The organism is Rhodanobacter sp. 7MK24 (assembly GCF_014842995.1).
GTDB lineage: Bacteria > Pseudomonadota > Gammaproteobacteria > Xanthomonadales > Rhodanobacteraceae > Rhodanobacter_A.
In genome coordinates this window covers 1-379 of the sequence record NZ_JACYXL010000031.1, presented here as the reverse complement: position 1 = coordinate 379, position 379 = coordinate 1, and the positions used below count along the sequence as shown (strand labels likewise).

Sequence of the window (379 nt, the reverse complement as noted above, 5' to 3'; positions counted from 1 at the left end):
ACCGCTACGATTGGGACGACCAGAGCCAGCCGAACCACAGCGGTTACGGTGACTGGTTCCTGGGTCTGAGCATCGTGTCGCGCATCGGTGCGGTTCCGGCGGCTCCGGCCCCGGCTGCTGCGCCGCCGCCGCCGCCGCCGCCGGCTCCGGTTGAAGCGCCGGCGCCGCAGAAGGTGGTGATCGACCTGCGTGGTGTGAACTTCAAGTTCGACTTCCCGAAGAAGGGCCATGTGCACGCATCGGAAATCGACAAGGCGCTGGCCGTGCCGACGTCGGACTCGGTGGCGATCCTGGACCAGGCGGTGGACACGCTGAAGCGCTATCCGGACGTGCACGTGACGGTAGCGGGTTACACGGACAGCAAGGGCAAGCCGGACTA

The 379-nt window shown here is 67.0% G+C and carries 1 pseudogene; it reads left to right on the top strand.

Annotated elements, in window-relative coordinates:
- Nucleotides 1-379 (top strand): annotated as a pseudogene (locus IHE49_RS18370) (OmpA family protein); the annotation flags it as partial.